This window comes from Microvirga soli, assembly GCF_016734765.1.
Classification (GTDB): domain Bacteria; phylum Pseudomonadota; class Alphaproteobacteria; order Rhizobiales; family Beijerinckiaceae; genus Microvirga; species Microvirga soli.
This window is the reverse complement of record NZ_JAERQE010000004.1, coordinates 146,020-170,348: the sequence shown is the minus strand read 5'-3', so window position 1 is coordinate 170,348 and position 24,329 is coordinate 146,020. Positions and strand designations below refer to the sequence as shown.

Genomic DNA, 24,329 nt, shown 5'->3' with positions numbered 1-24,329 from the left:
AATCGCTCCAGCTTACAGGTCTTCGTCGCCGCCCGCTTCAGCCAGAGCCGCGCCGACCTCGAGGCCGAGATCGTCGAGGTTGGTCTCCTCGCGGGTCGTGACTGCCTCACCGCGCGCCTGACGCTCAGCTTCCTCGGGGCTGCGGGCGACGTTGATCGTCACCTGAACCTCGACCTCCGGATGGAGGGAGACCGGCACGGCATGCAGGCCGATGTTCTTGATCGGCTGGTTGATGGCGATCTGGTTGCGATCAACCGTGAAGCCGTTCTGGGTCATGATCTCGGCGAGGTCGCGGGTGGAGACTGAGCCGTAGAGCACGCCGGTCTCGCCGGACTGGCGCAGAATGATGAAGCTCTGGCCGTTCAGCTTCTCGCCGACGGTCTCTGCTTCCTTGCGGCGCTCGAGGTTGCGGGCCTCAAGCTGGGCGCGCTGAGCGTCGAAGTGCTTCTTGTTGGCCTCGGTGGCGCGCAGAGCCTTGCCGCGCGGCAGGAGGAAGTTGCGGGCGTAGCCCGAGCGGACCTTCACGGTCTCGCCCATCTGGCCGAGCTTTGCGACGCGCTCGAGAAGGATCACATCCATGGTCGTCTCCTATAGGTTCGTGATCAGGTGGAAAGGGTTGGAGGTGGATTCGGCCGCGTGCCGAAGCGGCGGCGCAGACCGAAGGTGGAATCGGCGATGCCGAAGAGAGCCAGGGCAACGAGAAGGATGCCCTGGGTGACGAAGATCAGGACGTACATGGCGCTTAGGAGGAACGAGCGGCCCGACTTACCGTGGGTGCGGTCATGGACGGCGGCCAGTCCCTGCAAGGCGAAGGCCATCAGGAAAGCGCCCGACATAGCCAAGCCCAGCGCTCCGATGAAGCCGCCGAAATTCGCCAGGATCAGCGCGCCGATCAGGATTAGCCCGGCGGAGCGCGGCATTACCAGCTCCGGCACAGGAGGCCAGGGGCGCGGCAGGCGCTTGGACGCCAGGACGATCCGGCCGGCGGCCCACAGATAGAGCGCCAGAATGGTCACGAAACCCTGGGCCGACAGGAAGGAGGTCAGCCGCGAGAAGATGGCGATCAGCTGCTCGCGGGTTTCTGCATCGAGGCCCTCGGCTCCGGCGGTGGCGAACTGGGCGTTCACGAAGGCCTCGGCCACCTCGCGGGTGTTCTGATCGAAGGCCGCGTAGTCGCCGCCCGTTGAGATCACGCCCGCGGCGATAATGGTGAGTGCGGCGGTCGCCGCCGTCCAGGCCAGAAGGCGGCCGACCGGGTACCACTCCATGGTGCCGTCCTGTCCGGGGCGGCCGAGAAGGGCAAGGTAGGACAGCCACCAGGCGGGCAGGGCGGTGATGAGCGCAAAACCGATGCCGCTGAGCGGCGACAGGATCAGCGCGATGGCAAGGCCGCCCACGAGGGCCGCCACGAGGCCGGAGCGGTGGTCCCAGCCGAGAGATACGATCAGAACGGGAATGGGGGCGAGCAGATACAGCATGGCCGCCAGCGGGGTCGCTTTCACGATCACCGCGGTCAGGAGGGCCGATACGAGCCCCGCGCCTATGCCTGTTGCTACAAAATTCATCGTCTCGCTGTCCCGCTGCTCAAGGCAGGGTTAGAGGCTGGTGCCTCAACTGACCCGGCGGATTCTCACCGCTGGGCGATCTGGTAGGAGAGTGGCTGCCCGACGGATCGGGCAGCCAAAGAGGCTTAGCGGATCACGTAGGGCAGCAGGCCCAGGAAGCGGGCGCGCTTGATCGCCTGAGCGAGCTCACGCTGCTTCTTGGCCGACACAGCCGTGATGCGGGACGGAACGATCTTGCCACGCTCGGAGATGTAGCGGGACAGGAGCTTCGTGTCCTTGTAGTCGATCTTCGGCGCGTTGGGACCCGAGAACGGGCAGGTCTTGCGACGACGGAAGAAGGGACGACGGCCGCCGCCAGCGGCCCCACCAGTAGCACCAAATGCCATGATTAAGCCTCCTCGCCTTCGTTGCCAGCGAACCCGACACCGTCGGTGTCGCGCTCACGGCGCTCGCGGTCCTTGCGCTCGTCGCGGTCGCGCTTCTGCATCATCACGGACGGCTCGGTCTCGAGCTCTTCGACCTTGATGGTCATGAAGCGAAGGATGTCTTCATTGATGCGCATCTGACGCTCCATCTCGGCCACGGCCGGGGCTGGAGCGTTGAGGTTGAACATCGTGAAATGCGCCTTGCGGTTCTTCTTGATGCGGTAGGCGAGGGACTTCACGCCCCACATCTCGGTCTTGTCGACGGTGCCGCCGTTCTGCTCGATGACGCCCTTGTACTGGTCGACCATGGTCTCGACCTGCTGCGGGGTGACATCCTGGCGAGCCATGAAGATATGCTCATAGAGAGGCATAATGGGCCTTTCTCAGGGTTTGAGGACAAGCCTTGCACTGTTTTGAGGAGTGTCTCGGCCGTTTCGCGCATCCGATCGGCGCCAAGCCCTTCGAGCCTGCAAGGCCCGAGCGATTGTCGAAGGCGGAGACACGGGACGACGGGTTCGTCAAAACCCTGCATGGCCAAGCCACACCGTCCGTTCAGCCCCCGGCCGGAGCGAACGCGAAGCGGGGGCTATAGGCGATTTGCGCCGGGAAGGCAAGGGTGAGGGAGTCTGCATTTTCCCACGTCATCACCGGCCTTGTGCCGGTGATCCCGATACGGAAGCGCTGCACCTTTCCAATCGGGATGGCCGGGACACACCCGGCCATAACGGACGCAGGCGTCATCCCGGCTGCCGCAGGCTGGGAAGGGGGGCCATAACGCCAAGGGTCGGGTGGATCCCCTTCCCCTCCGCTGATGCTCCGGCCGGGAATGACACTGCGCAACGGTTTGCCGTTGATAGCATGGCCGACCCTCATCGGGCCTCTGGTCAGCGGCGCATACTAGGCTAAAACACCCTTATGAAAGCTCCTCCTCTTCGCCTCGGCGTCAACATCGATCACGTGGCCACCGTCCGGAACGCCCGTGGCGGCACTCATCCGGACCCGATCCGGGCTGCGCACATGGCGGTTCTCGCCGGCGCCGACGGGATCACGGCCCATCTGCGGGAGGACCGGAGGCATATCCGGGACCAGGACATGGAGCGGCTCAAGCGCCAGCTCTTCGTGCCGCTCAATTTCGAGATGGCGGCGACCTCCGAGATGGTGGGCCTTGCCACAAGGCTTCATCCCCATGCAGCCTGCCTCGTGCCGGAAAAGCGCGAGGAGCGCACGACCGAAGGGGGGCTCGACATCATCGGCGCCCATGCCCATCTGCGTCCGGTGATCAAGGAACTGAAAGGCGAGGGCATCCGCGTGTCTCTGTTCGTCGAGCCGGAGGTGGAGGTCATGGACGCGGCCTGCGATCTGCAGGCGCCCGTGGTCGAACTCCACACCGGCACCTATTGCGAGGCCGTGGTCGAGGGCGATGAGGCGAGGATCGCCCATGAGTTGGAGCGCCTGCGCCGGGCGGCCGAACATGGCGCGAGGATCGGCCTTGAGATCCATGCCGGGCATGGGCTCGATCTCAATTCGGTTCGGCCGGTGGCGGCCATTCCGCAGATCGTGGAACTCAATATCGGCCATTCGCTGATCGGCGAGGCCATCTTCATGGGGCTCGACGAGGCCGTGCGGGCCATGCGCGTCGCCATGGACGAGGGCCGGGCGCAGGTGCCGGCATGATCTTGGGCATCGGATCCGACCTCTGCGACATCCGGCGGATCGAGAAGTCCATCGAGCGCTTCGGCGATCGCTTCACCCACCGCATCTATACGGAGGGCGAGCGGGCCAGGAGCGACCGGCGAGCTGCCCGGGCGCCTTCTTACGCACGCCGCTTTGCCGCTAAGGAGGCCTGCGCCAAGGCCCTGGGCACGGGCCTCAGTCATGGGGTCTTCTGGCGTGACATGGAGGTGGTCAACCTTCCCGGCGGGCGCCCAACCATGCGCCTCACGGGAGGCGCCCTGAAGCGCCTGCAGGCCATGACGCCCGAGGGCCACAAGGCCGTCGTTCATGTCTCTTTGACGGACGATCCGCCTATGGCCCAGGCCTTCGTGATCATCGAGGCGCTGCCGGTGTGAGACGGGGCTGCGTTGCGGCAGGACGCGGCTTAGGTTAGAGCATGGCGCGGCAAAGCGGCCTTCCCGGTCGCAATCAGGTGCCGCAACGACGATATCGAGAGAGGCTTGCACCCGGGGCTGAGTGCAAACCCCTCTCGACTGTCACAGCACAGGACGGCGGCAGGAGCTGCCCCGTCCAAAGAGCATAGGTCGAGCGACGTGAGCGAAAAAACCGGCAAATACGTAGGTAGCACCGTGAAGAACGAAGAAGGCGGTCTCTGGGAAACGATCAAGGTCATCATCCAGGCGCTTCTGATCGCGGTGGTCGTGCGCACCGTACTGTTCCAGCCCTTCAACATCCCGTCGGGCTCCCTCATCCCGACCCTGCTGATCGGCGACTACCTGTTCGTCTCGAAATATTCCTACGGCTATTCCAAGCACTCGATCCCCTTCAGCCCGGCCATCTTCTCCGGCCGCATCTTCGGCTCCGAGCCCAAGCGCGGCGAGATTGCGGTGTTCAAGCTGCCGAAGGACAACTCGACGGATTACATCAAGCGCGTAATCGGCCTTCCCGGCGACAAGATCCAGGTGATCAGCGGCGTGCTGCACATCAACGGCCAGCCGGTCCAGCGCGAGCGGGTGGAGGACTACAAGACCACCGACCTCTACGGCCGCACCGTCAGCGTTCCCCAGTTCCGGGAGACGCTCCCCGGTGGCGTGTCCCATTTCGTCATCGAGCGCGACAATGATCGCGGCTACTGGGACAACACCAATGTCTACACGGTGCAGCCCGGCCACTTCTTCATGATGGGCGACAACCGGGACAACTCGACGGATTCCCGCGACGACGCGAGCGTCGGGCAGGTGCCGTTCGAGAATCTCGTGGGCCGGGCCGAAATCATCTTCTTCTCGATCGACGAGACCGCATCCCTGTGGCGTCCGTGGGAATGGCCGCAGAAGATCCGCTGGAACCGTCTCTTCGAGGGGATCCGCTGACCCGTGGCACGCCGTAAGCCGAACCTCGATGAGCTTCTGAACAAGCTCGGCTACCATTTTGAGAATCCTGCGCTCCTGGACGAGGCGCTGACCCATGTCAGCGCTCCCAAGGCCGATGGGCAAAGCTATCAGAGGCTGGAATTCTTAGGCGATCGGGTGCTTGGCCTCGCCATCGCCGACCTGCTCTACCGCACCTTCCCGGGCGCCCCCGAGGGCGAGCTGTCCCGGCGCCTGGCCGAACTCGTGCGGCGCGAAAGCTGCGCCGAGATCGCCATCGCGTGGGACATAGGCCCTTATCTCAAGCTCGGCGCCGGCGAGGCTCATGCGGGCGAGCGGCGCAACCAGACAATCCTGGCGGACGTCTGCGAGGCGATCATCGGAGCAGCGTTCCTGGATGGCGGCTACGAGGCCGCCCGCGGGGTTGTCGAGCGCGCCTTCCAGCCATTGCTGGAGGCGCCCCGCCGTCCGCTCCGCGATCCCAAGAGTGCCCTGCAGGAATGGGCGCAAGGGCGCGGCCTGCCGCCGCCGACCTATTCGATCGCGGAGCAGACCGGGCCGGACCACGCGCCGAAGTTCCGGGTGATGGTGAAGGTCAAGGGCGCGGAAACCGAGTTCGGCCTCGGCACATCGAAGCGCATCGCGGAACAGGCGGCGGCGCGAAGCCTTCTCTTGAGAGAGGGCGTCTGGACGGAGGAAGAGCATGGAACAGCCTGAGCAAACCAACACCAAGGCCGGTTTCGTCGCTCTCATCGGCGCCCCGAATGCGGGCAAGTCGACGCTGCTGAATTCGCTCGTCGGCTCCAAGGTCTCCATTGTGTCCCGCAAGGTGCAGACCACGCGGGCCCTGGTGCGTGGCATTGCCATCGAGGGCGAGGCGCAGCTCATCTTCGTGGACACACCTGGCATCTTCAAGCCGAAGCGCCGCCTTGACCGGGCCATGGTCACCTCGGCCTGGGGTGGGGCTGGGGATGCCGACGTGATCGCCCTCCTGCTCGACGTGCGTAAGGGCATCGACGAGGAGGCCGAGGCGATCCTCGCCAAGCTGCCGGAGCTGAAGCGTCCGAAGGTGCTGATCCTCAACAAGATCGATCTGATCGAGCGCTCGCGACTCCTGGAGATGGCCGCCAAGCTCAACGAGATGGTGCCGTTCGCCCATACCTTCATGATCTCGGCCCTCAAGGGCGACGGGATCGAGACCATGAAGCGCCAGCTGGCGCAGATGATGCCGGAAGGGCCGTGGCTCTATCCGGAAGACCAGATTTCCGACGCGCCCCTGCGCATGCTGGCAGCCGAGATCACCCGCGAGAAGATCTACGAGCGCCTGCACGAGGAGTTGCCCTACCAGTCCACCGTCGAGACGGATCAGTGGCAGGTGCGGCCCGACGGGTCGGTGCGCATCGAGCAGACGGTATTCGTGGAGCGCGACAGCCAGCGCAAGATCGTGCTCGGCAAGGGTGGGCAGACCATCAAGGCCATCGGCCAGTCGGCCCGCAAGGAGATCGCCGAGATCGCCGAGTCGCCCGTTCACCTCTTCATCTTCGTGAAGGTGCGCGAGAACTGGAGCGACGATCCCGAGCGCTACCGCGAGATGGGCCTGGAGTTCCCACGGGGCTAGAACGTCGTTCGGGTCTCTGATCCCCGTAAAACGCTCCGTCGCGATAGTCCTTGTCCGGCCATTTGCCCCCGCCATCACCGGCCTTGTGCCGGTGATCGCTGTCTAAAATTGTCAACGCGGTGGTCGGGTCAGCACCCGTTCATTCGGGCTGGGCCGCTGCTCTGGCCCGAAATCAACGTCCGAGGGCACGAAATCCATTAATTTACATGGATTCATGCATCTTTAGGACGCAACCAGATGAACCGCAGGGCTTTAACATGAAGGTTGATGGAAAGCCGCTTCGTCCCCGGACACAGCCTTCCTAACGTTGCGTTCCAGCCGTTTCAGCGTCGACGTCCCGGAGAGGCCATGAGCAGCTCTTCTGACCAGACGGCGCAAAGGCGTCTCGCAGCTGTCCTCGCCGCTGACGTGGTGGGCTATTCCGATCTTATGTCCAAGGACGAGGAAGGCACTCTCAGCCGCCTCAGGGATCTCCGGCGTCAAGTTATCGAGCCTCGCATTCGCATCCATCACGGGCGGCTGGTGAAGACGATCGGGGATGGATTTCTGGTCGAGTTTGCAAGCCCCGTCGATGCTGTCCGTTGCGCGATGGATCTTCAGGAAGCCGTTACCCGAAGCCCGGGGAAGACGGATGCCAAGCCGCTTCAGCTTCGTGTCGGCATCAATATCGGCGACATCATGGTCGAGGAGGACGGGGACATCTTCGGCGACGGTGTGAATGTCGCCGCCAGGCTGCAGAAGATGGCGCTGCCCGGCGGCATCTGCCTTTCGGGCAAGGTCTACGAAGAGGTCAGAGGCAAGCTTGCCTACGCGTTCGAAGATCGTGGCGAGCATCATTTCAAGAACATCGGGCGGCCGATCAGGGTTTTCTGCCTCCTCGAAGGGATGGACACGGCGCAGCGGTCCGGGGAGCGGCGGCCCGCCAGCGCTCATCCGGAAGGGCCCTCCATTGCGGTTCTGCCCTTCGTCAACATCAGCAAGGATCCCGAACAGGAATACTTCGCCGACGGCATCGTCGAGGACATCATCGCAGCCCTGTCGCGCTTCAAGTCGTTCTTCGTCATCGCCCGGAACTCGACCTTCGCCTACAAGAGCCGTGTTGTCAGCGTCCAGCAGATCGGCCGGGAACTGGGTGTCCGCTATGTTCTGGAGGGCAGCGTCAGGCGCTCAGGGCCGAGAATTCGCATCACGGCGCAACTGGTCGATGCGAGCACCGGAATGCATCTCTGGGCCGAGCATTACGATGGCGTCGTCGAGGATGTGTTCGATCTCCAGGATCGGATCACCGCCAGTGTCGTCGGATCCATCCAGCCGTCGATCAGAACGGCCGAAATTGAGCGTGCCAGGCGCAAGCGACCCGAGAACCTCGACGCATACGATCTCGTGATGCGTGCTCTGCCCTATGTATGGGCTCTGGAATACGAGGCCAACAAGGAGGCGGCCCGGCTCCTGGACAAGGCACTTCTTCTTGATCCGGGCTACCCGCTCGCCATGGCCATGGCCGCCTGGTGTCGTGGTCAGCGGATCGTCTACAACTGGTCGAAGAACCTTGAGGATGACAAGCGCGAGACCCTGCGCCAAGCTCAAGCCGCAGCGGCCCTGGCCCACGAAGATCCCTTCATCCTCACGGTGCTTGGTGCTGCCCTCACGATCACACGGGAGTTCCAGCGCGCCACCTCAATGCTGGAGCGGGCTCTGTCCCTGGATCCCAACTCGGCCTGGGCCTGGAATCGCAGCGGCTGGCTGCGCAATTACCATGACGACCCGGAGGTCGCGATCGAGCATTTCGAGCGCTCCCTGCGCCTGAGCCCCTTCGATCCGATGGCGTTCAACTGCGAAATAGGCATCGGCTGCGCCCACTTCATCGCGAGACGATACGATCTTGCCGCGCAATGGCAGGAAAAGGCGCTCATGAGCAAGCCGAAGACCGCCTGGATCCATCGCACCCTCGCGCCCGCCTACGCTCTGGCGGGAGAGGCCGACAAGGCACGGGAAAGTGTCGCTGAACTGGTCAAAGGCTATCCTGGGATTCGGATCGTCGACATTCTTCAGGCCATGGCCTTCAGCCGGGAAGCGATGAGCCGGTTCGCCGAGGGGCTGCGGCAGACAGGCCTGCCGGAGTGAGGGCTGCCCAAATAAAAAACCGGGAGGGTGAGGGCCCTCCCGGTCTTTGGTTTTACTGCTGGTTCTGACCCTGCAGCAGCGGGGTGATCCGGCGCAGGGTTACGCGGCGGTTTTGCTGCTCGGGGGCTTCCGTCGCCACCTTGAGATACTGCTCGCCGTAGCCCTGAGTGGTCAGGTTTTCGGCCGGGATCTGGAAGCGCTGCGTGAGGATCGTGGCAATGGTTTCCGCGCGACGGTCTGAGAGGGTGAGGTTGTCCTCGTCCGCCCCGACCGCGTCGGTGTGACCCTCGACCAGGAAGATCTCGTTCGGGTTGCGGGAGATCGCCTCGCGCAGGCCTTCCGCAATCACCCGCAACTGATCGATCTGATCCGCAGGCAGTTCCCAGGAGCCGAACTCGAAGGTGATCGTGTCGAGGTCGACCCGCGGCATGCGCTGGCGCAGGGGCTGGCTGCGGCGGATCTCGTCGAGGGTGTAAGCCCGCTCGACCCGCTCGACCGGTGGGGCCGTGAAGGCTTCGACGATATCGGCCCGTGAGGCGCGCTCCGTCTCGACGATGTAGCGCTCGCGCGGGATCCGTACGTTCGGAGGCGGCAGGCGGATGACCTCCTCCTCCATATAGCCGTAACCCGGACGGCGCTCGATGCCGCCGCGCCGGTTCTCGATGAGCACGACCTCCCGGCCCGCGGGCTCGCGCCTCACGCGGCGGATGAGGTTTCCGTCCTCGTCGCGCACCGTGAGAATCTCGGAGCCGTCGGGGCGGCGCACGATCGTGACCTCCTCGTTGCTGCCGCGCCGCTCCACGCGGATGTCGGCGTCGCGATAGGTGCGGCGGAAGCGCTCGGTCTCGTCGCTGCGGATGATGACTTCATTGCCCTGGCGAACGATCGTGCGGTTGCCCGGCTCCTCGATGATGACCCGGCCGCCTTCACGACGTTCCCGGCGCTCGCGGCGAAGGTCCTCGATGCGGACGCGAGAGGCATCCAAAGGCTGTGTCGTGGCAGGCGCCGCCTGCTGAGGCGCAGTCTGGGCTGGTGCCGTGGGCTGGGCTCGCGTTGCAGGAGCTGCTGGTGCTGGAGCCGCGGGAGCTGTTGGTGCGGCCGTTGGAGCAGCCGGGGCGGGCGCCGTCGGGGCTGTGGTCGTGGCGGGCGTATCCTGGCCGGGCCGCTGTTCGCGGGCGCGCTGGCGGTCTGGCCGTTCGGTGTCCCCCGGCCGGGCTGGCCGCTCCGCATCGGTTGGGCGGGGCGCGCCCGCAGCAGGCCGTTGCTGGGCCGGTGCCGGAGGCGTTGCCGGCTGAGCCGCCGGAGCGGGTGTACTGGGCGGCGTTTCGGCCGCAGGCGATTGCTGGCGGGGACGCTCGCGCTCCCCGGTGGGACGATCACGGTTCCGTTCGCGCTCCTGGGCAGCCGGGCGAGCTGGTCTCTCGGGTGTCTCGGCGGAAGGCCGGGTGCGTTCTGCCGGTGCCTGCTCTGCAGGGCGCGCCGGAGTGGCCGGTGCCGTGCCGGAGGGCGGCGTGGGCCGCTCGGCGGGCTGCGCCGCACCTCGACGCGGTGGCGGAGCGTCCTCGGAGTCGGTTGCGCGTGAGCCGCGCGGTCCATCGGGACCGCCACGCTCCGCCGGGCCTGCGCCCCGCGGCGAACGCGGTCCGCGCTCCTCGGAAGCGCCGGGGCCACCGGCGTCCTGGCCGCCCTGCCTGCGCTCCTGACCCTGGCCGCCACGACGGGGTGCATCCCCATCCTGCTGGCCTTGGCGCCTCGGACGGGCGCCGGGCGGCAGCTCCTCGTCTGCACTCGGTCCAGCCTGGGCGATCACAATGGGCGCTGCGGCTTCAGGCTGGAGCGCCGATACGTTCGCCGGCAGCAGCATCAGGGGAAGGGCGGTGCTTGCTAGAAACAGGCTGGAGAGTTTCATGATCCTCAATTCATCACTAGACACACTAAGGTGTTCGACAATGTGAAGGGGGGATTATGGTTCCCCCCTCAGGGCGGATTCTGCTTTTGCAACAGAATTTTAGAAGTTGCCGGATATGGTTGAAAACCATGGCTGAATGCCCCCTGAATGCTTACATCAGGATTCCGGCAGATCTCTTTTCCGAAGGCCACAGCGACCGATGCATTGGACTGACGAAGGTGTCGTTCTCGGCGCCCGCAAGCACGGCGAGTCGAGCGTCATTCTCGAGCTGATGACGCGCGAGCACGGCCGGCACATGGGGCTCGTCCATGGCGGACGCTCCAAGACCCTTCAGGCAGTTCTCCAGCCGGGTAACACGGTGCAGGCAACATGGCGGGCGCGACTCGACGAGCATTTGGGCACCTATCAGGTCGAAGGCCTGAACCTGCGCGCCTCACGCCTCATGGGTTCGTCCATGGCGCTCTACGGCCTGGCGACGCTCGCCCATCTGCTGCGCTACTTTCCGGAGCGGGACCCGCATTTCGCCCTCTTCGAGACCCTCACGGTCCTGGTCGACCACCTGGACGACCCCGATCTCGCTCCCGCCCTGTTCGTGCGCTTCGAGCTCGCCATTCTCACCGAACTCGGATTTGGCCTCGATCTCACCAGCTGTGCCGCCACCGGCACGGAGCGGGACCTGACCTATGTGTCGCCCCGGAGCGGGCGGGCCGTCTCGGCCGAGGCCGGCGAGCCCTACAAGGACCGGCTGCTCAAGCTGCCCGGCTTCCTGATCGGCCAGACCAAAGCCAACCGCCCCCGCGAAGAGGACATCCGAGAGGGATTTGCGCTCACCGACTTCTTCCTGCATCAGAACGTGTTCGGCCCCCAGGGGCAGCGGGCGCCGGAGGAGCGGGCGCGTTTCGTCGCACTGGCCACGGCTGGGGACGAATGAGGTTTGTTTCTGTTATGTTCTCTTTTCAGATGATAAGAAGCGATTCGCAGTTGAGGATTTCGAGTTATGGGTAAGCCGGTCAATCCGCCGTCAGGGGGCGAGATCGAGAACATCAATCTCAAGGACGCCCTGGAGGAGCGCTATCTCGCATACGCGCTCTCGACCATCATGCACCGGGCGCTGCCGGATGCCCGCGACGGGCTCAAACCCGTGCACCGGCGCATCCTGCACGCCATGCGGCTCCTGCGGCTCGACCCGAAGTCGGCCCCGAAGAAATGCGCCCGCATCGTCGGCGACGTGATGGGTCAGTTCCACCCGCACGGCGACCAGTCGATCTACGAGGCGCTGGTGCGCATGGCGCAGGATTTCGCCCAGCGCTATCCGCTGGCGGACGGCCAGGGCAATTTCGGCAACATCGACGGCGATGGCGCAGCCGCCATGCGCTACACCGAAGCGCGCATGACCGAGGTGGCGCGCCTGCTGCTCGAGGGCATCGACGAGGACTCGGTGGATTTCCGCGAGACCTACGATCAGGCCAACGAGGAGCCGGTGGTGCTGCCGGCCGCCTTCCCGAACCTGCTGGCCAACGGCTCGCAGGGCATCGCGGTCGGCATGGCCACCTCGATCCCGCCGCACAACGCCGCCGAACTCTGCGACGCGGCCCTGCACCTGATCGCGAAGCCGACTGCTACGTCCGAACAGCTGATGCAGTACGTACCGGGGCCGGATCTCCCGACCGGCGGCATCATCGTTGACACGCCTTCCGCCATGGCCGAGACCTACCGCACCGGCCGCGGCTCGTTTCGCGTGCGCGCCCGCTGGGCCAAGGAGGATCTCGGGCGCGGCAACTGGCAGATCGTCGTCACCGAGATTCCTTACTCCGTGCCGAAGTCGCGCCTGATCGAGAAGATCGCCGAGCTGCTGCAGGAAAAGAAGCTGCCGCTGCTCGCTGACGTGCGCGATGAATCGGCCGAGGACATCCGCGTGGTGCTGGAGCCCCGCGCTAAGACCGTCGATCCGATCATCCTCATGGAGTCGCTCTTCAAGCTTACCGAGCTCGAGAGCCGCGTTCCGATGAACGTGAACGTGCTCGCCGGCGGCAAGGTGCCGAAGGTGCTGAGCCTTGCGGAATGCCTGCGCGAATGGCTCGACCATCGGCGCGAGGTGTTGATCCGCCGCTCTCGGTTCCGGCTTGCCGCAATCGACCGGCGTTTGGAGATCCTGGGCGGCCTGCTCATCGTCTATCTCGACCTCGACCGGGTGATCAAAATCATCCGCGAAGAGGACGAGCCGAAGCAGGAGTTGATGCGCGTCTTCCAGCTCACCGAGATGCAGGCGAACGCCATCCTCGACACGCGCCTGCGCTCCTTGCGCAAGCTCGAGGAGATGGAGCTCAAGCGCGAGCAGAAGAGCCTGCAGGACGAGAAGGCGAAGATCGAGGAACTGCTGGATTCCGAGAAGGTGCAGTGGAGGACGATCTCGGCCGAGATCAAGGAGGTCCGCAAGACCTTCGGTCCCGACACCGCGCTGGGCCGCCGCCGTACCACCTTCGCCGAGGCGCCGGACACCTCCGACATCGACTTCGCTGAAGCCATGATCGAGCGAGAGCCGATCACGGTCATCGTGTCCGAGAAGGGCTGGATCCGCGCCATGAAGGGCCACCAGGCGGATCTCTCCGCCGTACAGTTCAAGGGCGACGATGCCTTGAAGACGGCCTTCTTCGCCGAGACCACGTCGAAGATCGTGGTGGCGACGAATAACGGGCGCTTCTTCACCCTGGAAGCCTCCAAGCTCCCCGGCGGCCGCGGCTTCGGCGATCCGATCCGTCTCATGGTCGACCTGGAGGAAGGCGCCGACTTCATCGCGGCCTTCCCATACCGGGCCGGCTCGAAGCTGCTCGTCGCAGGCACGGACGGCCGCGGCTTTATCGTGCCCACGGATGAGGTCACGGCCAACACCCGCAAGGGCAAGCAGATCCTCAACCTCGACGCGCCATCCAGGATGGTGGTCTGCACCGAGGCCGAGGGCGACCATGTCGCGATCATCGGCGAGAACCGCAAGCTCCTGATCTTCCCGGCGAAGCAGGTGCCAGAGATGACCCGCGGCAAGGGCGTGCGCCTCCAGCGCTACAAGGACGGCGGCGTCTCGGACGCCAAGGTCTTCAAGCTGAAGGAAGGCCTGACCTGGAAGGACACCTCCGGCCGCACCTGGACCGTCGCCAAAGAAGACCTGCGCGACTGGATGGGCGACCGCACAGAGGCCGGCCGCCTGCCGCCGAAGGGCTTCCCGAAGTCGAACAAGTTCGGGGAGTAATCATCAGGAAACGTCATCCCGGACGGCGTAAGCCGATCCGGGATCGCTTCCAGGACATTGCGCCAGAACCTCAACGCTGTCATTCCCGCGAAGGCGGGAATCCATAACCACGACGTTTCAGAAGAGAGCGAACAGCGTCGCGCCTCTTTCTGCATCGTCAGCGGTTATGGATTCCGGGCTCCGCTGCGCGGCCCTGGAATGACAGCACTAGGCTGGATCTCGCGATCCCGGATCTGCGCTGCGCTCCGCCCGGGATGACAGGTGTGAAAAATCACTCCACCCGCGCCCAGCCATTCGCCAGCAGCCGCTCCTGCGGCGTGAAGCGGGCCTTGTAGCCCATCTTCTTGGAGCCCTCGACCCAGTAGCCGAGATAGAGGTATGGCAGTCCCATCGCCTTGGCACGGCGGATGTGGTCGAGGATCATGAAGGTGCCGAGGCTGCGGTGCTGCATCTCCGGGGCGTAGAACGAATAGACCATGGAGAGGCCGTCGCTCATCTCGTCGGTGAGGCAGACGGCGATCAGGTCGCCCGAGCCCTTGCCGGTGATGCCGCTGTCGATCCCGCGCCCGCGGTACTCGATCAGCTTCGTGTCCACATGACTGTCCTCGATCATCATGGAGTAGTCGAGCACCGTCATATCAGCCATGCCGCCATCGGCGTGGCGGGTGTCCACGTAGCGGCGAAACAGGGAATATTGCTCCGATGTCGGGCGGTTGGGCAGAGGCTCGCCGACGAGATCGGCATTGTCCTTCAGAACGCGCTTGAGGTTTCCCGAAGGCTCGAACTCATCCACCAGAACCCGGACCGACACGCAGGCCCGGCAGGTGTCGCAGGCGGGCCGGTAGGCGATGGTCTGCGACCGGCGGAAGCCGCCTTGCGTGAGGATCTCGTTCAGCTCTCGCCCGCGCCGACCCACGATATGCGTAAAAACTTTTCGCTCCTCCTTGCCCGGCAGGTAGGGGCATGCGGACGGGGAGGTGAGGTAGAATTGCGGTGCGTCGCGGGGCTGGCTCGTCAATCGGGAAAGCCTTGTGGAGAAACCTTGAGCGCTTCGTCAACGCTTGAAGAATAACATTGGTGTCCGGCACGTCCAGGAAAAGAGGGGGGATGTCACAGGGGTGTGTTTTTGTGGGGCGCCACTGTCATTCCGGGGCGGCCAAAGGCCGAACCCGGAATCCATAAACACGACGTTTCAAGAAAGAGCGATCAATGTCCTGCCTCTGCCTGCACCGTTAGCGGTTATGGGTTTCCACGCCTATGGCGCGGCCCTTCCAGTCGGGCTCCGCTGCGCGGCCCCGGAATGACGGTGGAGGCATCCCTGCATAAGGATCATCGGCACAGGGGTGGTGATGACGGGTGCGGTTTTGAAGCCCAGCGCTTCAAGCCCGCACCACCATCATGCCCGTGAGCAGATCGCGCAAAAAGCGGCGGTCGTCGCGGAGGAAGCCGACGAGCACGTCGCAGGCCCAGAGCAGGAAGGTCGAGATCGCCACGTAGAAGAACAGCGCGTGCACGGCGGCGGAGAGCGGTGAGGGCCCCCGGCCGGTGCGCGGATCGATCACCCGCAGGCCCATATAGCGCATGCCGACCGTCGCCTGGGAGGCGCCGCCGATGGTCACCGCGTTGTAGACGATGAAGATCAGCGCCGTGAGCGGCAGCGCGAAGAACAGCCCCCAGCCGAGGCCGAGCGTGATGATGCCGAGAAAGAAGATTCCGATGGAGATCAGCACGACCCACAGGGCGATCACGACGAGGTCGATCAGATAGGCCCAGAAGCGCCGGCTGATGACGCCCTCCGTCGCCCGGTCGACCTCGTAGGACGGATAGTTCAGGGTCGGCGGGTAGGGGCGGTTGACCATGGGTCTCTCCTCAGAAGGCGGTTGCCGGCAGGCTGCGGGACACGATCCGCTGCGGAGCGAGTCCCTCGGCCGCCAGAGCCTCGAACACCTCCAATGTATGTTGTCTGTCGCGCGTTTCGATAGTGATGTCGATGGAAACGCCCTTGGCCGGCACGTCTAGGAACAGGCGTCCGTGCGACACCTCCAGGATGTTGGCCCCGAGCTGGCCGAGCAGGCTCGCCACGCGCCCGAGCAGGCCCGGCCTGTCGTTGGAGGTGATGCGGAAGGACGTGATCCGGTCGTCGCGCTCCAGTTCGCGCACCATCACCGAGGCGAGGATCCGGGCATCGATGTTGCCGCCGCAGAGCACGAGGCCGACCCGCTTGCCCTCGAACCGCTCGGGCTGCGCCATCATGGCCGCGAGCCCAGCCGCGCCCGCGCCTTCCGCCATGGTCCGCTGCAGGGTGGCATAGGCGTTGACCGCGCGCTCGATCACGGGCTCCTCGACGGCGATGATGTCGGAGACGAGATCGCGCACGATGGGCAGCGGCAGCTGCCCGACAGTCTTCACCGCGATGCCTTCGGCCAGCGTCGCGCCGCCGATCGGCTGGTTCTGGCCCAGAATGGCATTGCGGAAGGACGGGTAGAGGGCAGCCTCCACGCCGATGATCTCGATAGAGGGCTTGAGCGCCTTCACGGCGACCGTGATTCCGGAGATGAGCCCGCCGCCGCCGATGGGCACGATGATCTGGTCGAGATCCGGCGCATCCTCCAGCATTTCGAGGCCGATGGTGCCCTGGCCGGCCATCACCTTAGGGTCGTCATAGGGATGCACGAAGACGAGGCTCTCGGCCTCTGCGATCTCACGAGCGCGGGCGGCTGCCTCATAAAGGGTTTCGCCGAACAGGATGACCTTGGCCCCGTAGGAGCGCGTGTTTTCCGCCTTCACCAGGGGCGTGCCCTCCGGCATGACGATGGTGGCCGGAATGCCGAGGCGCCGTGCGTGATAGGCCACGGCCTGGGCATGATTGCCCGCCGACATGGCGATGACCCCGCGGGTGCGCTCGTCGGATGTCAGGCTTTCCAGCTTCGTCACCGCGCCTCGCTCCTTGAAGGAGCCGGTCGGCTGCATGTTCTCGTGCTTCACGCAGACCGTGGCGCCGGTGAGCTGGGACAGGCGAGGGGCAGGGACGAGCGGCGTCCGCAGCACCTGGCCCCGGATCGTCTCCGCGGCACGGGTCACATCGTCGATGGTGATGGCGTAATCGGCCACGGTATCCTCCGGTACTCTTAGACTTATACGCCTCAAACAGGTCTTGGTGTTGGATCCTTGAAACCCAGCAGTCCGCCGGGCCGGAAGATCAGGAACACGACGAGCGCCACATAAAGCGCCATATCGCGAATCTCGATGGGCAGATACGCCGACCACAGGGTCTCGAACAAGCCCACGGCGAAACCTCCTAACATCGCTCCAGGGATGGAGCCAATCCCGCCGATGATGGCGGCGATCAGCGCCTTGAGCCCATACTGGAAGCCTCCTGCAAAGCCTAAGCCCCCATATTGGGCGACGATCAGCATGCCTGACAGTCCCGCCATGGCGCCGGCCAGCGCTAAGGTCTGGATGAGCAGGCGAGGGCCGTTCACGCCCATGAGCGCTGCGGCTTTCGCGTCATCCGCATAGGCCCGCCAGGCCCGTCCGAAGCCCGTCGCCTGCACGAGCCAGAGGAGACCTAAAGCCGCCATCAGGCCGATGCCGCTGGTGATGGCGGTGATCGGCGTCAGGCTGACGAGAAAATCCTGTGCACGGGCGAGGGGCCAGGCCTCCGACCAGATCGGCGGCAGCCAGACGGTCACAGGGCTCTGCACGAGCCGCAGGTATTCCATGAGGAACAGGGATAGGCCGACGGTGGCGATCAGACTCGGCTGAGGGCTCTCAGCGGTGATGCGGCCGATGGTGAAATATCCGCCGACCGCGCTGTGAATCGCACCGGCAAAGAGCGCCGCGACAAGGCCGGCCGCAAGCCCGAGCACAGGCGCGCTGGCGCCAGAGGCCAGCACAACCGAGGCACCGGCAATGGTTGCCGCCGACCCGATGGCCGCGAGCTCCCCAGAGGCGAGATTGATCCGTCCGCTCAAGCCGAAGACCAGTGCGAAGGCGGTCGAGAGCAGGGCATAGATGGCGGTTCGCGGCAGGCTGACCAGAATCTGCTGCAGCCAATAGGCGGCTGCCATCGGGATCTCGGTCACATCCGCATCGGTGCGGCTGCCGGGATCGCCCGCTGCGCCCTCCGGCGTGTCGAGGTAGTAGCGCTTGAGCATGTAGAGGCTGGCGCCGGAGAGCGGGCCCTCCTCTGTGCCGAGGCCCGTCAGTTCCGCCTTGTTGGGCGACAGCCCCTCGGCGGCGAACTGGCAGATGACGAACCGCTCGAGCACCGGGCGGTCGGGATATCGGGCGATGTAGTCGATCCGCAGGCTTCTCGCGACCGGACCTTCGCGGACCCGCTCGACCGTGATCACCGCACCGGGATTGAGAGCCGGCAAGGCGGAGCGGCAGACCCGCGTCTGCTCGGCGTCGATGGCGATCCCGCAGGCGGACAGGAGACTCAGACTCCACAGGAGGACGGCGAGCCGCCACACCCTGACGAGTCCTGAGCCTGACATGCGAGGGCCTGAGTTGTCGGCGGCGGTCAGCCCTGCTTCAGCTTTTCGGCCACCTGCGGGGCGAAGTAGGTGAGAATGCCGTCCGCGCCTGCACGCTTGAAGGCCAGAAGGCTTTCCATCATCGCCCGCTCTCCGTCGATCCAGCCATTCGCGGCCGCGGCCTGGATCATGGCATACTCGCCGGAGACCTGATAGGCGAAGGTTGGGACCGCGAATGTGTCCTTCGCCCGGCGCACGATGTCGAGATACGGCATGCCGGGCTTGATCATGATCATGTCGGCGCCCTCATCGAGATCGAGGGCGATCTCACGCAGGGCTTCATCGGAATTGGCCGGGTCCATCTGATAGGTGCGCTTGTCGCCCACGAGACAGGCGCTCGTTCCGATGGCATCGCGGAACGGGCCATAAAACGCGGACGCGTATTTCGCCGCGTAGGCCATGATCTGCACGTCCTGGAAGCCGGCGGTGTCGAGCCCTTCGCGGATCGCCGCGACGCGCCCGTCCATCATGTCGGAGGGCGCGATGATGTCGGCGCCGGCCTCGGCCTGGAGCAGCGCCTGGCGCACCAGCAGGGCCACGGTCTCGTCGTTGAGGATCCGCTCGCCCTCCATCACGCCATCATGGCCGTGGCTGGTATAGGGATCGAGGGCGACGTCGCAGATGATGCCGATGTTCGGCACCGCCTTCTTGATCTCGCGCACGGCCCGGCAGACGAGGTTGCGGCTGTTGAGCGACTCGGATCCGGTCGGGTCCCGCAAGGACGGGTCGGTATAGGGAAAGAGCGCAATCGCCGGGATGTTGAGCGATGCGGCCCGCTCGGCCTCGCGCACGGCCTCAGCGATGCTGAGGCGCTCGACACCCGGCATGGAGGCCACCGGCGTACGGCCGCTCGCGCCCTCGACGATGAAGATCGGCCAGATCAGGTCGCTTGCCGTCAGCACGTTCTCGCGCACCAGACGTCGCGCCCATTCGGCCTTGCGGTTGCGCCGCGGGCGGTGGGACAGGCTCAGGGTGGACGAAACGGCTTCCCCTGAGGCAGGGCGGCGGAACGGCGACAGCTTGGACATGATCCTCATCCCAGAGCCGGCTTCGCTGCGCCGGCGGCTTTCCAGAGGGGTAGCACATTTAAATCGCTCTAAAAAAGGGTTCGAGGTCGCAGATCGGCCGGATCCATGTGAAATTACCCTCAACCCAGCCATGCATTGACGGCTGCGCCGCTCTGTCATTCCCGGCGGCCGCAGGCGGGGAAGGGGATCCACGATCAGGCTCTGTGCTATGGATTCCTTTCCCCTCCGCTACGCTTCGGCCGGGAATGACACGAGCGCATTGACGGCCGGCCCCGGCCTTGTTCTAAGCCGCAATGATACGAAGGAGTGTTCCATGGACGAGAGCGTCGAGATCGTCTGCGAGAAGCAGGGTGAGGCCGGACTCATCACGCTCAACCGTCCCAAGGCGCTCAACGCCCTCAACCTCGCCATGGTGCGCGAGATGCGCCGGGCCCTCGACGCCTGGGAGAATGATCCGTCCGTCACCCGGATCGTCATCCAGGGAGCCGGCGAGAAGGCCTTCTGCGCCGGCGGCGACATCCGACAGCTCACCGAGAGCCTGAAGGCCGGCAGGCGCGAGGAGGCGCTCGCCTTCTGGCGCGAGGAGTACCAGCTCAACATCCGCATCAAGCGCTATCCCAAGCCCTACATCGCCCTCATCGACGGCATCGTCATGGGCGGCGGGGTCGGCGTGTCCCTGCACGGCTCGCACCGGGTGGCGGGCGAGCGCTACCTCTTCGCCATGCCGGAGGTCGGGATCGGCTTCTTCCCCGACGTAGGCGCAACCTACGCGCTGCCGCGCCTGCCGGGCGAGGCCGGCATGTACCTCGCGCTCACGGGCGACCGGGTGAAGCGGGCGGACGCGGTCATGCTGGGGCTTGCGACCCATTCGGTCGCGAGCGCAGGGATCCCCGCCCTGCGTGATGCGCTGATCGCTGGCAAGCTGGTGGACGAGGCTCTTGCCCGAGCCGCGGCCGATCCCGGTCCCGCGCCGCTGGAGGCCCGTCGGGCGATGATCGATGCCTGCTTCTCGGCCGAGAGCGTCGCGGCTGTCATGCTGCGCCTTGACGAGGCAGCTGCCAAGGGCTCGGACTTCGCGGCCAAGACGGCTGCCGGCATGCGCACCAAGTCGCCGACCAGCATGAACCTCGCCTTCGAGCAGGTGCGCCGGGGCGCCTCCCTCGATCTCGAGGAGGCCATGAAGGTCGAGTTCCGCATCGTCTCCCGCATCGGCGACGGTCACGACTTCTATGAGGGCGTTCGGGCCGTAATCATCGACAAGGACAACCAGCCGCGCTGGCAGCCTGCCTCCCTCGACCAAGTGGAGAGAGCCGCAATCGAGCATCATTTCGCGAGCCTCGGGCCGCACGAGCTGGAGATCGCCTGATGCCCCGCACCGGCAACCCTTCGTCCGCCCAGGCGGCACGGGAGTATTTGTCCGACCGGATCGAGGAGCGTCCCGCGCCGCAGGGCTTCATGCGCTGGAGCTTCGTGCTCACCTGTTTCATGCGCATCGTGGCAATTCTCTGGATCATGAAGGGGCTGAGCGCCTGGGCCGTGATCCTCGGCATCTGGACCCCGGTCGGCCAGTTCGAGGCGCGCTCCACGGGCTACCAGGCCACCATCATCTACTTCGCCCTGATCGACCTGATCGCCGCCGTCGGCTTATGGATGGCGAGCACCTGGGGGGGAATCATGTGGCTTCTCGCCATCATGAGCCACTTGATCCTGGCTGCCTTCTTCCCGGGAATCGTCGCTGGCGGAATCGTGACCGTCGCGTTCTTCCTCACGCTCATGGCGGTCTACTTAGGCATTTCCTGGCTTGCGGCCCGGGAGGGGCACTGAGCGAAGCCTTACGGCCGAGCCTCTCACGCAGAAGTGTCTCCTCAAGACAACACTCCAAGGTTACATCACCCTTACGGAGCGGTTCCAGGGTAACGAGGAAGCGTAGGTAGCCCGTTTGCCATAAAACGGCCCCGATGTTCCTCGTTTTCGATACCGTTCCTTAATCCAATCCCGGCACTTATCGCCAGGAGAGGGAGTGGGCCGGGCATCCGTCCGCCGCTCCCGTGATGACCACTTCTAACCGGGAAGAGCCTGCGCTCATGTTGTCTCGCCGTAATCTTCTGACTGGATCGCTCGCCCTGATCTTCACGCCGGCCACCGGAGCTCTGGCGCAGCAGTTCGCCCAGAACCAGGCCGAGTGGTCGCAGAACTACGAGGCAGTCTCGCGCACCCGCGTGCAGCGAACCTCCACCCCGATGCTCTCGGCCGATTCGCTCGCTGCGACCGAGCAGATGATCGAGTACTACCGCAACATCGCCGCCCGAGGCGGCTGGCAGCCCGTGCAGGGCGTCCAGGGCCTGCGCGTCGGCTCCAAGAGCCCGGCCGTCGTGGCCCTGCGCCAGCGCCTGATCATCACGGGCGACCTCGATCAGGCCGCCGGCGAATCGCCGATCTACGATTCCTACGTCGAGGCGGCCGTCCGCCGCTTCCAGGCCCGCCACGGCATCAGCTCTACGGGCACCATCACGGGCCCGACCGTGGTTGCCATGAACGTGCCGGTCGAACCCAGGATCCGCCAGCTCGAGATCAACGTCGCCCGCCTGCGCAGCCTCGTGGGCACCGGGCTGCCGGGCCGCTATGCGGTTGCCAACATCCCGGCCGCTCTCGTTGAGGCGGTGGAGGGCGGCGTCGTCCATTCCCGGCACGCGGCCGGCGTCGGCAAGATCGACCGTCAGTCGCCCCTGCTGAACTCGAAGGTGGTCGAGGTCAACTTCAACCCGTTCTGGACGGCTCCTGCCTCGGTGGTCAAAAAGGACCTCATCCCGAAGATGCAGAAGGAGCCGAACTACCTGACCGAGAACAAGATCCGCATCTTCAATGCGGCCGGCCAGGAGGTTCCCTCCAGCCAGATCAACTGGTTCTCGGACGAGGCGACCCGCTACCGCTTCCGCCAGGATCCGGGCGGCGACCTGAACTCCATGGGGTTCGTGCGCATCAACATCCCGAACCAGCACGGCGTCTACATGCACGACACGCCCTCAAAGGGCATCTTCGGCGACGACTTCCGCTTCGTTTCCTCGGGCTGCATCCGCATCCAGAACGTGCGCGACTATATCGAGTGGCTCCTGAAGGACACCCCCGGCTGGTCGCGCGAGCAGATCGACGCGACCTTCAGGTCCGGTGAGCGCATCGACGCCCGTCTGGCTCAGGCCGTTCCGATCCACTGGATCTACGTCACCGCCTGGGCGACCCCGGACGGCCTCGTGCAGTTTCGCGACGACATCTACAACAAGGACGGTCTCGGCACTGCCATCCCGGTCGCAAGCCGGGTGCCCACCGAGCCGGACCAGGAGATGTTCCTGCAGAACTAAGGTTCTTTTCTCACCAAGCTTTGACAGCCCGCCTTTCGGCGGGCTGTTGCGTTTCAGCGGCCGGGTAGGCATGTCCTGCGAGCGGGTTGGCGCGGTGAAGCCAGCCATGATAAAGCCCAGGCAATCAGGATTCAGCGGCCCGTATCCGGCGGGCTCACAGGAACGCGAGGGTACCCATGAGCGCCAGTGAAGCGGCACACAGCCATCTCTCCAACAGCTTCTTTTCGGCAAGCCTCGCCGACAGCGATCCCGAGATCGCCCGCGCCATCGGGCTGGAACTCGGCCGCCAGCGCGACGAGATCGAGCTGATCGCCTCCGAGAACATCGTCTCCCGCGCCGTCCTGGAAGCGCAAGGGTCAGTGATGACCAACAAGTATGCGGAAGGCTATCCGGGCCGCCGCTACTACGGCGGCTGCCAGTTCGTCGACATGGCCGAGGAACTCGCCATCGAGCGCGCCAAGCGCCTGTTCGATTGCAAGTTCGCCAACGTCCAGCCCAATTCCGGCTCCCAGGCCAATCAGGCGGTGTTCATGGCTCTCATGAAGCCGGGCGACACCTTTATGGGCCTGGATCTCGCCTGCGGCGGCCACCTGACTCACGGCTCCCCGGTCAACATGTCCGGCAAGTGGTTCAACGTGGTGAGCTACAAGGTGCGCGAGAGCGACCAGATCATCGACATGGACGAGGTCGCGCAACTGGCCCGCGAGCACAAGCCGAAGGTGATCGTGGCCGGCGGCTCGGCCTATTCCCGGTTCTGGGACTTCGCCCGCTTCCGCGAGATCGCCGACGAGGTCGGGGCCTTCTTCATGGTCGACATCGCGCACTTCGCGGGCCTTGTTGCCGGCGGCGCGCATCCGTCGCCGTTCCCGCATGCCCACGTGGTCACCACCACCACCCACAAGACCCTGCGCGGCCCGCGCGGCGGCATGATCCTCACCAATGAGGAAGACCTCGCGAAGAAGTTCAATTCGGCGATCTTCCCCGGCCTCCAGGGCGGCCCGCTCATGCACGTGATCGCCGCCAAGGCGGTGGCTTTCGGCGAAGCCCTGCGCCCCGAGTTCAAGTTCTATGCCCGCGCCGTCGTCGAGAACGCCAAGGTGCTGGCCGACACCATGCTGGCCAACGGCTATGCCATCGTGGCCGGCGGCACGGACAACCACCTGATGTTGGTGGACCTGCGCCCGAAGAAGCTCACGGGCAAGGCCGCCGAAGCAGCCTTGGGCCGTGCCCATATCACCTGCAACAAGAACGGCGTGCCCTTCGATCCCGAGAAGCCGATGGTGACCTCCGGCGTCCGCCTCGGTACCCCCGCCGCCACCTCTCGCGGCTTCGGCGTGGCCGAGTTCAAGCGCGTGGGCGAGCTGATCGTCGAGACCCTGGACGGCCTCGCCAAGCACGGCGATGAGGCCAATGCCTCGGTCGAGGAATCGGTCAAGACCCGGGTTCACGAGCTGACCCGCCGCTTCCCGATCTACGGCTGA

22 protein-coding genes are annotated in these 24,329 nt (G+C 65.2%); 12 read left to right on the top strand and 10 right to left on the bottom strand.

Going from position 1 to position 24,329, the window contains the following annotated elements; genetic code table 11:
* Positions 1-12 precede the first annotated feature (12 nt).
* The 4 genes from rplI to rpsF form a co-directional block, all read right to left on the bottom strand.
* On the bottom strand, positions 13-579 hold the full coding sequence (gene rplI / locus JKL45_RS06125; protein ID WP_201860225.1) for a 50S ribosomal protein L9: 567 nt from the start codon (positions 577-579) through the stop codon (positions 13-15).
* Between the two features lie 23 nt (positions 580-602).
* Complete coding sequence (locus tag JKL45_RS06120; RefSeq protein WP_201860224.1) at positions 603-1,565, bottom strand: DUF2232 domain-containing protein; 963 nt, start codon at positions 1,563-1,565, stop codon at positions 603-605.
* A gap of 125 nt (positions 1,566-1,690) precedes the next feature.
* Entirely contained in the window at positions 1,691-1,951 is a 261-nt protein-coding gene (rpsR, locus tag JKL45_RS06115) for a 30S ribosomal protein S18 (RefSeq protein ID WP_036353512.1), read from the bottom strand.
* 2 nt (positions 1,952-1,953) lie between these two features.
* Positions 1,954-2,361, bottom strand: coding sequence for a 30S ribosomal protein S6 (gene rpsF / locus JKL45_RS06110; RefSeq protein WP_201860223.1), 408 nt, complete (start codon positions 2,359-2,361; stop codon positions 1,954-1,956).
* A 544-nt stretch (positions 2,362-2,905) separates the two neighbouring features.
* Here rpsF and JKL45_RS06105 point away from each other — a divergent pair.
* The 6 genes from JKL45_RS06105 to JKL45_RS06080 all read left to right on the top strand — a co-directional run bounded on the left by JKL45_RS06105 (position 2,906) and on the right by JKL45_RS06080 (position 8,773).
* Positions 2,906-3,664, top strand: a complete 759-nt coding sequence (locus JKL45_RS06105) for a pyridoxine 5'-phosphate synthase (RefSeq protein WP_201860222.1) — start codon at positions 2,906-2,908, stop codon at positions 3,662-3,664.
* Complete coding sequence (gene acpS / locus JKL45_RS06100; protein WP_201860221.1) at positions 3,661-4,059, top strand: holo-ACP synthase; 399 nt, start codon at positions 3,661-3,663, stop codon at positions 4,057-4,059. Before JKL45_RS06105 ends, acpS begins: the two co-directional genes overlap by 4 nt.
* A gap of 198 nt (positions 4,060-4,257) precedes the next feature.
* Positions 4,258-5,034, top strand: a complete 777-nt coding sequence (gene lepB, locus JKL45_RS06095) for a signal peptidase I (protein WP_201860220.1) — start codon at positions 4,258-4,260, stop codon at positions 5,032-5,034.
* A gap of 3 nt (positions 5,035-5,037) precedes the next feature.
* Entirely contained in the window at positions 5,038-5,748 is a 711-nt protein-coding gene (rnc, locus tag JKL45_RS06090; protein WP_201860219.1) for a ribonuclease III, read from the top strand.
* Positions 5,735-6,649, top strand: a complete 915-nt coding sequence (era, locus tag JKL45_RS06085) for a GTPase Era (protein ID WP_201860218.1) — start codon at positions 5,735-5,737, stop codon at positions 6,647-6,649. Before rnc ends, era begins: the two co-directional genes overlap by 14 nt.
* Before the next feature lie 348 nt (positions 6,650-6,997).
* Positions 6,998-8,773: an adenylate/guanylate cyclase domain-containing protein gene (locus JKL45_RS06080; protein ID WP_201860217.1), complete on the top strand. Its 1,776-nt coding sequence runs from the start codon at positions 6,998-7,000 to the stop codon at positions 8,771-8,773.
* Positions 8,774-8,825: 52 nt separating this feature from the next.
* On the opposite strand, the gene JKL45_RS29845 is transcribed toward JKL45_RS06080, so the two are convergent.
* Positions 8,826-10,682 carry an OmpA family protein gene (locus JKL45_RS29845; protein WP_246498334.1) on the bottom strand — a complete coding sequence of 619 codons (1,857 nt, stop codon included), beginning with the start codon at positions 10,680-10,682 and terminating at the stop codon, positions 8,826-8,828.
* Between the two features lie 199 nt (positions 10,683-10,881).
* Between JKL45_RS29845 and recO the strand changes: the two genes are divergently transcribed.
* Complete coding sequence (gene recO / locus JKL45_RS06070) at positions 10,882-11,613, top strand: DNA repair protein RecO (protein ID WP_201860216.1); 732 nt, start codon at positions 10,882-10,884, stop codon at positions 11,611-11,613.
* 66 nt (positions 11,614-11,679) lie between these two features.
* Positions 11,680-13,926: a DNA topoisomerase IV subunit A gene (parC, locus tag JKL45_RS06065; RefSeq protein WP_201860215.1), complete on the top strand. Its 2,247-nt coding sequence runs from the start codon at positions 11,680-11,682 to the stop codon at positions 13,924-13,926.
* 271 nt (positions 13,927-14,197) lie between these two features.
* On the opposite strand, the gene JKL45_RS06060 is transcribed toward parC, so the two are convergent.
* From JKL45_RS06060 to hemB, 5 genes are all read right to left on the bottom strand, one after another.
* Positions 14,198-14,944, bottom strand: a complete 747-nt coding sequence (locus JKL45_RS06060) for an arginyltransferase (RefSeq protein ID WP_201860214.1) — start codon at positions 14,942-14,944, stop codon at positions 14,198-14,200.
* A 361-nt stretch (positions 14,945-15,305) separates the two neighbouring features.
* On the bottom strand, positions 15,306-15,785 hold the full coding sequence (locus JKL45_RS06055) for an RDD family protein (protein WP_201860213.1): 480 nt from the start codon (positions 15,783-15,785) through the stop codon (positions 15,306-15,308).
* 10 nt (positions 15,786-15,795) lie between these two features.
* A complete protein-coding gene (locus JKL45_RS06050) occupies positions 15,796-17,037 on the bottom strand; it encodes a threonine ammonia-lyase (RefSeq protein ID WP_201860212.1) in 1,242 nt (413 codons plus the stop codon).
* A 32-nt stretch (positions 17,038-17,069) separates the two neighbouring features.
* Positions 17,070-18,425, bottom strand: coding sequence for a branched-chain amino acid ABC transporter permease (locus JKL45_RS06045; RefSeq protein WP_201860211.1), 1,356 nt, complete (start codon positions 18,423-18,425; stop codon positions 17,070-17,072).
* 26 nt (positions 18,426-18,451) lie between these two features.
* Positions 18,452-19,492, bottom strand: coding sequence for a porphobilinogen synthase (gene hemB, locus JKL45_RS06040; RefSeq protein WP_201860210.1), 1,041 nt, complete (start codon positions 19,490-19,492; stop codon positions 18,452-18,454).
* 313 nt (positions 19,493-19,805) lie between these two features.
* On the opposite strand from hemB, the gene JKL45_RS06035 reads away from it, so the two are divergent.
* The 4 genes from JKL45_RS06035 (at position 19,806) to glyA (ending at position 24,329) form a co-directional block, all read left to right on the top strand.
* Positions 19,806-20,858 (top strand): enoyl-CoA hydratase/isomerase family protein, encoded by a 1,053-nt coding sequence (locus JKL45_RS06035; RefSeq protein ID WP_201860209.1) that lies wholly within the window; start codon positions 19,806-19,808, stop codon positions 20,856-20,858.
* Positions 20,858-21,316: a DUF6163 family protein gene (locus tag JKL45_RS06030; RefSeq protein WP_201860208.1), complete on the top strand. Its 459-nt coding sequence runs from the start codon at positions 20,858-20,860 to the stop codon at positions 21,314-21,316. The genes JKL45_RS06035 and JKL45_RS06030 overlap by 1 nt, the downstream gene beginning before the upstream one ends.
* A 260-nt stretch (positions 21,317-21,576) precedes the next feature.
* Complete coding sequence (locus JKL45_RS06025) at positions 21,577-22,848, top strand: L,D-transpeptidase family protein (protein WP_201860207.1); 1,272 nt, start codon at positions 21,577-21,579, stop codon at positions 22,846-22,848.
* Positions 22,849-23,024: 176 nt separating this feature from the next.
* A complete protein-coding gene (gene glyA / locus JKL45_RS06020; protein WP_201860206.1) occupies positions 23,025-24,329 on the top strand; it encodes a serine hydroxymethyltransferase in 1,305 nt (434 codons plus the stop codon).

What these genes read in the sequence shown, in the direction of transcription:
- rplI (WP_201860225.1), bottom strand. Translation starts at nt 579, where the DNA reads ATGGATGTGATCCTTCTCGAGCGCGTCGCAAAGCTCGGCCAGATGGGC.
- JKL45_RS06120 (WP_201860224.1), bottom strand. Translation starts at nt 1,565, where the DNA reads ATGAATTTTGTAGCAACAGGCATAGGCGCGGGGCTCGTATCGGCCCTC.
- rpsR (WP_036353512.1), bottom strand. Translation starts at nt 1,951, where the DNA reads ATGGCATTTGGTGCTACTGGTGGGGCCGCTGGCGGCGGCCGTCGTCCC.
- rpsF (WP_201860223.1), bottom strand. Translation starts at nt 2,361, where the DNA reads ATGCCTCTCTATGAGCATATCTTCATGGCTCGCCAGGATGTCACCCCG.
- JKL45_RS06105 (WP_201860222.1), top strand. Translation starts at nt 2,906, where the DNA reads ATGAAAGCTCCTCCTCTTCGCCTCGGCGTCAACATCGATCACGTGGCC.
- acpS (WP_201860221.1), top strand. Translation starts at nt 3,661, where the DNA reads ATGATCTTGGGCATCGGATCCGACCTCTGCGACATCCGGCGGATCGAG.
- era (WP_201860218.1), top strand. Translation starts at nt 5,735, where the DNA reads ATGGAACAGCCTGAGCAAACCAACACCAAGGCCGGTTTCGTCGCTCTC.
- JKL45_RS06080 (WP_201860217.1), top strand. Translation starts at nt 6,998, where the DNA reads ATGAGCAGCTCTTCTGACCAGACGGCGCAAAGGCGTCTCGCAGCTGTC.
- JKL45_RS29845 (WP_246498334.1), bottom strand. Translation starts at nt 10,682, where the DNA reads ATGAAACTCTCCAGCCTGTTTCTAGCAAGCACCGCCCTTCCCCTGATG.
- recO (WP_201860216.1), top strand. Translation starts at nt 10,882, where the DNA reads ATGCATTGGACTGACGAAGGTGTCGTTCTCGGCGCCCGCAAGCACGGC.
- parC (WP_201860215.1), top strand. Translation starts at nt 11,680, where the DNA reads ATGGGTAAGCCGGTCAATCCGCCGTCAGGGGGCGAGATCGAGAACATC.
- JKL45_RS06055 (WP_201860213.1), bottom strand. Translation starts at nt 15,785, where the DNA reads ATGGTCAACCGCCCCTACCCGCCGACCCTGAACTATCCGTCCTACGAG.
- JKL45_RS06045 (WP_201860211.1), bottom strand. Translation starts at nt 18,425, where the DNA reads ATGTCAGGCTCAGGACTCGTCAGGGTGTGGCGGCTCGCCGTCCTCCTG.
- hemB (WP_201860210.1), bottom strand. Translation starts at nt 19,492, where the DNA reads ATGTCCAAGCTGTCGCCGTTCCGCCGCCCTGCCTCAGGGGAAGCCGTT.
- JKL45_RS06035 (WP_201860209.1), top strand. Translation starts at nt 19,806, where the DNA reads ATGGACGAGAGCGTCGAGATCGTCTGCGAGAAGCAGGGTGAGGCCGGA.
- JKL45_RS06030 (WP_201860208.1), top strand. Translation starts at nt 20,858, where the DNA reads ATGCCCCGCACCGGCAACCCTTCGTCCGCCCAGGCGGCACGGGAGTAT.
- JKL45_RS06025 (WP_201860207.1), top strand. Translation starts at nt 21,577, where the DNA reads ATGTTGTCTCGCCGTAATCTTCTGACTGGATCGCTCGCCCTGATCTTC.
- glyA (WP_201860206.1), top strand. Translation starts at nt 23,025, where the DNA reads ATGAGCGCCAGTGAAGCGGCACACAGCCATCTCTCCAACAGCTTCTTT.